Here is a 9161-nt window from a genome sequence, read left to right as displayed (position 1 = left end):
CAACCGTAGGTCGGATAAGCGCAGCGTCATCCGACATAAACAATAACCGTAGGTCGGATAAGCGCAGCGTCATCCGACATAAGCAACATCCGACATTTTCAAGACGGCAATTACAAGACCTGTATGAACGTAGTGACATTTAAAAGGGATAAAATATGGGAAAATTACAGCCGTTTGCTCTATGGCTGGCATGCAGCCTATGTGTAGCCCAGGCGCATGCCGACGATACGCCACAGTACATCTCGACTGAGGGACTCGCTCAACAAGAGCTTCCCTCGCTTGATGGCTCATCTTCCCTGCCGTTAAACGCACCTGCGCCCGGCACGCTCACTTTCAACGATGCGGTAAACCGCGCGGTGAACTGGCACCCGAGCATTCATGAGGCCATCGGCAAACTTTACGGCCAGTCTGAACAGGTCAATGTCGCTAAATCGAAATACTATCCGCAAGTCACGGCGGGCGTGAATAACGGCTACAGCAACAGTTATACCGACAGCGGCTTTAGCCCGTCGATCGTGTTATCCATTTCTCAAATGCTTTACGACTTCGGCAAAGTTTCAAGCCAGGTTCGGGCCGAAAGCGCGGGTGTCGCGCAGGAACAGGCCAACGTGCTGGTCAGCATCGATAATGTCGGTCACGATACCGCCGTCTCCATGGTGCAGGTGCAGATGTGGCAGCAAATGGTGGAGGTCGCGAAAGAGCAACTCGATGCCCTGAGCGCCATTGGCCGTTTGACGCAGCAGCGTAACGATGAAGGTGCGACGTCGATGTCAGACGTGGTGCAAACCAACGCGCGTATTGAATCCGCACGCTCACAGTTAATTCAGTATCAGGCCAATCTTGACAGCGCTCAGGCCACGCTAATGAGTTGGTTAGGCTGGAATAACCTCAACGGCATCAGCAATGACTTCCCGAACAAACTCGCAAAAAGCTGCGATATCGAAAAGCCCGACGACCGCCTGGTCCCGGCAGTACTGGCTTCGTGGGCGCAAGCCAGCGTCGCACAGGCGAATCTCGATTACGCCAATGCGCAGATGACGCCGACGATTTCGCTCGAGCCGCAAGTCCAGCACTACCTGAACGATAAATACGCCAGCCATGAAGTGCTGGATCGCACGCAATACTCCGCCTTTATCAAAGTCGAAATGCCCCTCTACCAGGGTGGAGGATTAACCGCACGCCGCAACGCCGCAAGCCATGCGGTTGAAGCCGCGCAATCCGGTGTTCAGCGCACCCGTCTTGATGTACGCCAGAAATTGATGGAATCACGCAGCCAGGCGATGAGCCTGGTCGGTGCGGTACAGGTCATGAAACGCCAGGAAGAGTTAAGCGCGCGCACCCGCGAACTCTATCAACAGCAGTATCTGGACCTGGGTTCTCGTCCGCTGCTGGATGTTCTGAATGCGGAACAGGAGGTCTTTCAGGCTCGTTTTGCCCAGTTGCAAACCATCAGCCAGCTTCATCAACTGCAACTCAACTGCCTGTATAACAGCGGCCGGTTGCGTAACGCATTTGGCATGGAGCATCGCTCTATTCAATCACTGGAGATCCAGCCATGAGCAAAATCCCGCCTCCTGTTGATGAGCATCTGACCGAACAATCGCTGAGCCAGTGGGCGCAGCTCATTAGCCACGTCGCCGCGCATTACCGCGTGGTCTGCTCGCCCGGCACCATTCAGGCCAACGCGCCGTGGTTTAAAGACAAAAACATGCTTTCGGCGCTGACGCAGTTATCGCGCCAGGCGGGACTGTCATTTCATATCTTAAACGCCCCGGAACTGGCGATTGGACAATGGCGGTTGCCCATCGCGGCCAGTCTGAACAACGGGCAACTGGCGGTTATCGAGCATTTCGACGGCGACGATACGGTTGATATTTGTGTGATTGACGGCGAGCGCCAGACCAACCGCGTGTCGCTCAGCTCGCTGCTGCCAGAAATCCGTTTTGTGGCTGCACTTCGCCCGCTATCGGCGCTCAAAGACAGCCGTGTTGATAAGTATATTTCACGCTTCAGCCCGGACTGGCTAAAAGAACTGGTGATGCAGGATGTGCGCCCGTACGGGCCGGTGATGCTGGCGGCATTTTTGATCAACGTGCTTTCGCTTTCCGGCATACTTTTCTCCATGCAGGTTTATGACCGCGTGATCCCGGCGCAGTCCTACCCCACGCTGTATGTGCTGGCATCCGGCGTTATGCTGGCGGTGATATTTGGTTTTGTACTGCGCGTGGCGCGTGGCCATATTATGGACGTGCTCGGCAAGCGTGCGGATATGCGTGTTTCCGATCGGGTATTCAGCCACGCATTACGCCTGCGTAACAGCGCCATCCCCCGCTCCACCGGCAGCTTTATTTCCCAGCTTCGCGAACTCGAACAGATCCGCGAAATGATCACCTCGTCAACGATCTCGACGATCGTCGATTTACCGTTCTTCTTCATGTTCATCATCGTTCTGGGCATTATTGCCCCGCAACTGGCGTGGATCGCCCCCGTGGCGGCAGTATTAATGATTTTGCCCGGCCTTTTGCTGCAAAAGAAACTGGCGATGCTCGCCAACCAGTCGGCGCACGAAGCCACGCTCCGCAACGCCGTATTAGTGGAAAGCGTGCAAGGGCTGGAAGACATCAAGCTGATGCAGGCGGAAAACCGTTTTTTGCAGCAATGGAACAGCTACATCCGTATTACGGCGGAGTCCGGCCTGCGCACGCGCCAGCTTTCGCAAGGGCTGATCAGTTGGGGCATGACCATTCAAAGCCTGGTATATGCGGCGGTGATTTTGTTCGGCGCGCCGCTGGTTATCGAAGGCGATATGACCACCGGTGCGATGGTTGCCGCATCCATGCTGGCGTCACGCATGATTGCCCCGATGGCAAACCTGTGCGGCGTGCTGGCTCGCTGGCAACAGGTCAAAGCCGCGAAACAGGGGCTGGACAGCATTATGCAGTTGCCGGTGGAAACCCAGCGCGATGAAAGCCTGGTGCATCAGGATATTTTCCACGGCCACTATCTGTTTGAAAATGCGCAGTTTCGCTACCACAGCGAAGACCAGCGCATTCCTTTGCGCATTGCTCACCTCGAGATTAAACCAGGTGAACGCGTGGCGGTTTTAGGGCGCAACGGCGCTGGAAAATCCACGCTCCTTCAGGCGTTATCCGGCGGCGTCGATTTAATTAGTGGCGATGCGCGGCTCGACAACCTGAGTATGGCGCAAATTGATATGGCGGATTTGCGGCGCAACATCGGCTTTATGAGCCAGAACGCCCGCCTGTTTTACGGCACACTGCGCGAAAATCTCACGCTTGGTGCACCGAATGCCAGCGACGAAAATATCTTCGAAGTGCTCGAAATCAGCGGCGCGGGCAACTTTGTGAAGAGTCTGCCAAAAGGACTCGACCACGCGATTATGGAAGGCGGAGCGGGTTTATCCGGCGGGCAACGCCAGTCAATTTTGCTGGCCCGTATGCTGATGCGTTCCCCCAATATTGTGCTGCTCGATGAACCGACAGCCTCACTTGATGACCATACCGAACGCGAGTTCATCCAGCGCCTGGGGCTGTGGCTGGGTAATCGCACATTGATTGTCGCCACCCACCGCGTGCCGATGCTTGAGCTGGTGGAACGGGTGCTGGTTCTCAAGGAAGGGCAACTGGTGATGGATGCACCGAAAGCTCAGGCGCTGAGTAACAGTAACAACAGTCGCGCCACCGTGCAGCCAAACGGACGGGAGTGGAAAAATGAAAACCAATCAGCGTGATATCGCTATGGACGACCCGGATATTCGGCGCGAGCGCGAGTTTTCCGGTGCCAGCCGCATCATTATGATAAGCGTACTGCTGTTTATTTTACTCGGCGTGTGGGCATGGTTTGGCACGCTCGATGAAGTCTCAACCGGCACCGGGAAAGTTGTCCCAAGCTCGCGCGAACAGGTGCTGCAATCGATGGATGGCGGCATCGTCACCGAAGTGCTGGTACACGAAGGCGACAAAGTTGAAGCCGGACAAATCGTCGCCCGCCTCGACCCGACTCGTTCCGAATCCAACGTGGGCGAAAGTGCCGCACGTTACCGCGCATCCCTTGCCTCCAGCGTGCGACTTAACGCGGAAGTGAACGACCTGCCGCTCGTTTTCCCCGACTCGCTCAAAGCCTGGCCGGAACTCATCGCCTCCGAAACGCGCCTGTATAAAAGCCGCCGCTCACAGCTCAATGACTCCACATCAGACATCCAGGACGCGCTAGTTTCGGTCAATAAAGAGCTGGGGATTACACAGCGTCTGGCAAAAAGTGGCGCTGCGAGTCATGTGGAAGTGCTGCGTTTACAGCGGCAAAAAAGCGATCTGCAACTCAAAATCACTGACCTGCGCTCGCAATATTACGTGCAAGCTCGCGAGGCGCTTTCCAAAGCCAATGCAGAAGTGGATATGCTTTCGGCGATTATCAAAGGGCGCGAAGACTCAGTGACCCGCATGACCGTGCGCTCGCCGATGCGCGGGATCGTGAAAAATATCCAGGTGACGACGATTGGCGGCGTTATCCCGCCCAACGGTGAAATGATGGAAATCGTGCCGGTTGACGATCACTTACTGATTGAGGCTCGCCTCTCTCCGCGCGACATTGCATTTATTCACCCTGGCCAGCGCGCGCTGGTGAAAGTCACCGCCTACGATTACGCCATTTATGGCGGGCTGGAGGGCGAAGTTGAAACCATCTCACCGGACACCATTCAGGACAAAGTTAAACCTGAAATCGTCTATTACCGGGTATTTATCCGCACTCAGCAGGACTATCTGGTGAACAAAGCGGGGCATCATTTTTCGATATCGCCGGGGATGGTCGCCACCGTTGACATAAAAACCGGGCAAAAAACCATCGTCGATTACCTGATTAAACCGTTCAACCGCGCCCGTGAAGCGCTGCGTGAACGTTAGCGCAGATGAGGGGTAGTAAGTGGCGCTACAACTCTGTTATACTTACAAAACACTTGTGGGGCTGATTCTGGATTCGACGGGATTCGCGAAACCCAAGGTGCATGCCGAGGGGCGGTTTGCCTCGTAAAAAGCCGCAAAAAAATAGTCGCAAACGACGAAAACTACGCCCTAGCAGCTTAATAACCTGCTAAGAGCCTTCTCTCCCTAGCTTCCGCTCTTAAGACGGGGATCAAAGAGAAGTCAAACCCAAAAGAGATCGTGTGGAAACCTTGCCTGGGGTTGAAGCATTAAATCTAATCAGGATAGTTTGGTAATGGCGTGTCTACCCGCAGTTGCCCGGCGAATGCAAAGATAGACTAAGCATGTAGTACCGACGGCGTAGTAATTTCGGACGGGGGTTCAACTCCCCCCAGCTCCACCAAAATCTCCGTCAATGGTTACCAGAGCCACTTGATGAAGTCGAAAGCCCGCTTAACGAAAGTTACGCGGGCTTTTTTGTGTCTGTTATTTGGTGTGAGACGCTGAGAAAACCGCCTGAATTCAGTTAGTTGTAGGGCGGATAAGCGCAGCGTCATCCGCCGAAAATGTAGGGAACCGATGCCATTGCTGGGTAGGAAATGTCCAGGCAGGGGCTGTCATGCTCTAAGAGTACCGGCTGGACTATAAGAATTGGCACACGAAACAGGGAGCACAGACCAACCTGATGCTGACAAACGAGAGGAACTCCGACTCGCTACCCTGGTGCGATGACACCCTCACGATTTAATCTACATAACCGGCGCAAACCGGTTCTTTACGCCTGAACATGGTCGGGGTAAACAATCGACTGTTCACCCTTAACCGCATGCTCACCATCTAGCATCATGATTTTCTATAACAAAAATGCAGGGTGAACAGAGTGAGTATTTAGACGGAAAAAGAGATATTTTCTCGACGCACTTATTAGATTTGGTTAGATATCTTCCAATAGAATATTGAGAGCAAATTTCATACAGCCAATCAAATGTGAAGGCGTATATCAAAGCAAATCTTGACCATAAAAATATATAAAATTCATGAGATTAATGTTCAATCAACTCCTGAAGCCCGTACCAACATATATACAAATTGAAGCCCAATAATAATCGTATTAAATCAGCGCTTTAATTGGTAACTTGTTAAATCTGATTTTTTAACGGTATTACCAAGAGGATTAGTTTTGCTTTCTGATAATCAAAATCAAATTAAAACAATACTTAAAGATGCTAAAAATGTTGCTTTGAGGTATTACAAACTGACCAAGAAACCACTCGGTATCACAGGTGAAATTGCAGAGTATGAAGCAGCGACTCTTCTTGGGTTGTCTCTATGCGAGGCGCGACAGTCTGGATATGATGCGATCGAGGTTCTAAACGGAAAGGAATATAAAATCCAAATCAAAGGTCGTTATATGCCTGATCCAAAAAAAGTTTCTGCAAGGCTGGGGGCGATTGATATATCTAAACCCTTTGATTCCGTTCTTTTAGTCTTACTTGATGAAAATTATGATGCTTTGGCGATGTACGAAGCGCCGCGAGAAAAAGTCATTACAGCCTTAGAAGCACCAGGTTCAAGATCAAGAAACGAGAGAAGTCAGTTAGGTATAGCTAAATTCAAATCTATCAGCACTCTTCGCTGGTGCAAAACTATTAAGCCAAAGATCATTTAATTGGTATACGCTTAGGTATACGTTTGATAGTTGAATTAATAAAAAATCAATATAAACAATTAATTGAGTGAATTATTCAGCCCCCCTATCCCCAAAATCCTCCGTCAATGGTTACCAGAGCCACTTGATGAAGTCGAAAGCCCGCATAACGAAAGTTACGCGGGCTTTTTTGTGTCTGTGATCTCGACTCCTGCAACGTCTGCAACTCTAAAAAATTCTTTGGAAAACAACTCGCATTCCGACTATTAGCGGGTTGGTTAACACTTCCGATTTGCGTTATAGTCGCCACCGCTGCGGCAAAATCCGCAGCCGGGATTTGCACCCCGCCGAAAACTACAAGGATTCACTTAATGTTCATAATTAAGTGTTACGCCTCTGCACACCCGCTGTTTGAACAGTTTAAAAACTGTACTCACAACTTCAATGGTGGCTCAGGCAGGGCAATCTTCGGATTGGCCGGTTTCCTTGTAGCCGGTAGTGCAAACCCTGTCTGGGCTACCACCAAGAGATTTGCACCTCCGGTGGTAGTCGTTACCATTACAAGGAGATGTAAATGAAATTACCGCACAGCCCCACCTTCCTGCCTTTTCAACAAGACTGGCATCCAGCCGATATCATCGCCGCGCTAGGTAAAAAAGGCACTTCGCTGGCAGCCGAATCACGTGCTGTGGGTTTGAGTTCCTCAACACTTGCCAATGCGCTGACACGCCCGTGGGCAAAAGGTGAAATGCTCATCAGTAAAGCGATTGGCGTACCCGTCGAAGAAATATGGCCGAGCCGTTATTTTGATGCACAGACGCATGAGCCAATAGTCAGGCAGATGCGCAGGCGTAAGCCAAAAGCCGATACGCACGTATAAGCGGGATTAACAGGTGGATGACGCTGGCGCTTATCCACCCTTTAAAATATCAGTCATCCATAAACGGCAGCTTTCTGCGCGGTCTGAGTGCGGGCTTTGAAATGGCACTCGCTATAGCCGCACCAATATCTGCGCAAACGGTGAGACCCTGAACGAATGGCTGGTCGTGCATCAGATACGGCAACGCGCCAAAACCGATATGCCCGCGAGCGATAGACGGTTCCAACAAAATGTAATCGTGGCCGACATCAGGAATATCATCGCCATTAGCCTGAAGTTGCTGGCGCAAAGTTGGGAACGGCAGGTCTTTGGTCTTCAATGCTTTTTGCCCGCGAGCATCGATAAACACATCAAACTCATGTCTGTGGCCCTGGGCGGTAATCACGGTCTGATGCTCCTGCACATCCAGCTCATAATCATGCCCAAGCGTAAGAATGCTGATGATCCCCGCCTCGCGTAACGCCAGTAATCGACGAATCGATTGTGAAGGAATGGCGGCGTAATTATCGATAAATACACGTGCCAGCCCCGCGTCGAACCGCTTGCTGTCGGCCTCGTCGAGATGTGGAACAATCTCCTGCACCGCTTCATGTAAGCGAAGGATGACGTAGCGCCAGCGGACAGTTCGTTTGTCACGTTTGTTGTGTTCCACTTCCTGCAGATTGGATTCGGCCCAACTGAACGGGTTGTTTTGTTTCCTGTCGGCAAACCAGGTTTTGGTGAAACTGTCGGCATCCAGCGTATTCAGGGATATGCGTTCGCTCCAGGCCGGATCCGCCCGTTCGATTTCCTTAACCATCAGGCTGAATACTCTGTCGAGCAGGCCGTCTGAACCGGCCGCGATTTCGTTATTAATCGCCTGTTCGGTGGCAATCTCTAAAGGTTCATACGGAATCGGGCAGTAGAAATCCGCTTCTGGCAGGATACCTGAGCGCGACATCAGCACAATTTTCAGCCCGGCACTTTTTTCATCAAGATTGAACCGGCAGTGTTCCCCATCGTTTTCAATAAATTCACCATGCTGGATAACCACCGCCATGGCTGCGTCCAGGCCGCTTAATGACGTCCCCATAATTCCAACTTTGCTTGCAGGAATATGAGCCTCCATCAGTCCTGACCACGGGCTTGGAAAATAGCTTTGTGTCGAGGCATCTTCGTCAGGCCAGACGTGCCCCGTTGCGATGACAGCCAGATCAAACAAGTCAGGCACCGCCTCTCCTTGCGCCCATAACCTCACACCGTCGGGCGTTGCTTGCAGGTCAGTGACCTGACAAGACTCATGCACCTCAACCTCAAAACCTTGTTTTTTCGCCTGCTCTACCAGTTCCAAAAACTGGTCACGAAAATATTCGCCAAGAAGGATGCGCGGCAGGAATTGACGGACATGAAGCGAAGAATACTCGACACCATAACGCGCCAGATGCTGTTCGCTTTGGCGACGCAGCCAGTCAATATAGGTCGAAAAAATGGGCGGAATTTCGATGCTGGCAATATTCGCCAACATCATTCGCGAGTTGTCTTCATTGCTGTAAGGCATGCCGATGCCCGCTTCACGGGCTTGCTCATAGATAGAAACTGAAACAGGTATCTTGTTCTTCAGAAGGGAGAGAAAAGTATAAATCCCTGTTGGCCCTGCGCCGATAATTGCCACTTTTTTCATTACTACTCACCCTTTTGCTCACTTAGTCCATCT

General features: G+C 51.7%; 6 protein-coding genes and 1 other RNA gene. 6 read left to right on the top strand and 1 reads right to left on the bottom strand.

The features are described 5' to 3' along the window. The first annotated feature begins 155 nt into the window (after positions 1 to 155). From WBL83_RS06855 to WBL83_RS06830, 6 genes are all read left to right on the top strand, one after another. Positions 156 to 1559: a TolC family outer membrane protein gene (locus WBL83_RS06855; protein WP_424588431.1), complete on the top strand. Its 1404-nt coding sequence runs from the start codon at positions 156 to 158 to the stop codon at positions 1557 to 1559. Beyond that, positions 1556 to 3751, top strand: a complete 2196-nt coding sequence (locus WBL83_RS06850) for a type I secretion system permease/ATPase (RefSeq protein WP_424588430.1) — start codon at positions 1556 to 1558, stop codon at positions 3749 to 3751. Before WBL83_RS06855 ends, WBL83_RS06850 begins: the two co-directional genes overlap by 4 nt. A gap of 7 nt (positions 3752 to 3758) precedes the next feature. Beyond that, the gene (locus tag WBL83_RS06845) at positions 3759 to 4922 is read left to right on the top strand and encodes an HlyD family type I secretion periplasmic adaptor subunit (RefSeq protein ID WP_424588456.1); all 1164 of its coding nucleotides are present in this window, start codon (positions 3759 to 3761) and stop codon (positions 4920 to 4922) included. Positions 4923 to 4979: 57 nt separating this feature from the next. Then, positions 4980 to 5343, top strand: a transfer-messenger RNA (tmRNA) gene (gene ssrA / locus WBL83_RS06840). A 777-nt stretch (positions 5344 to 6120) separates the two neighbouring features. Further along, positions 6121 to 6609 (top strand): DUF6998 domain-containing protein, encoded by a 489-nt coding sequence (locus WBL83_RS06835; protein WP_424588429.1) that lies wholly within the window; start codon positions 6121 to 6123, stop codon positions 6607 to 6609. A gap of 553 nt (positions 6610 to 7162) precedes the next feature. Further along, the gene (locus tag WBL83_RS06830) at positions 7163 to 7468 is read left to right on the top strand and encodes a helix-turn-helix domain-containing protein (protein WP_424588428.1); all 306 of its coding nucleotides are present in this window, start codon (positions 7163 to 7165) and stop codon (positions 7466 to 7468) included. A gap of 49 nt (positions 7469 to 7517) precedes the next feature. Here WBL83_RS06830 and WBL83_RS06825 read toward each other — a convergent pair whose 3' ends face one another. Continuing rightward, entirely contained in the window at positions 7518 to 9128 is a 1611-nt protein-coding gene (locus WBL83_RS06825) for an FAD-NAD(P)-binding protein (protein ID WP_424588427.1), read from the bottom strand. Between the last annotated feature and the right edge of the window lie 33 nt (positions 9129 to 9161).

This window comes from Buttiauxella sp. (assembly GCF_049686335.1).
In the GTDB taxonomy this organism is placed as follows: Bacteria; Pseudomonadota; Gammaproteobacteria; order Enterobacterales; family Enterobacteriaceae; genus Buttiauxella.
This window is presented reverse-complemented; position numbering and strand designations above follow the sequence as displayed.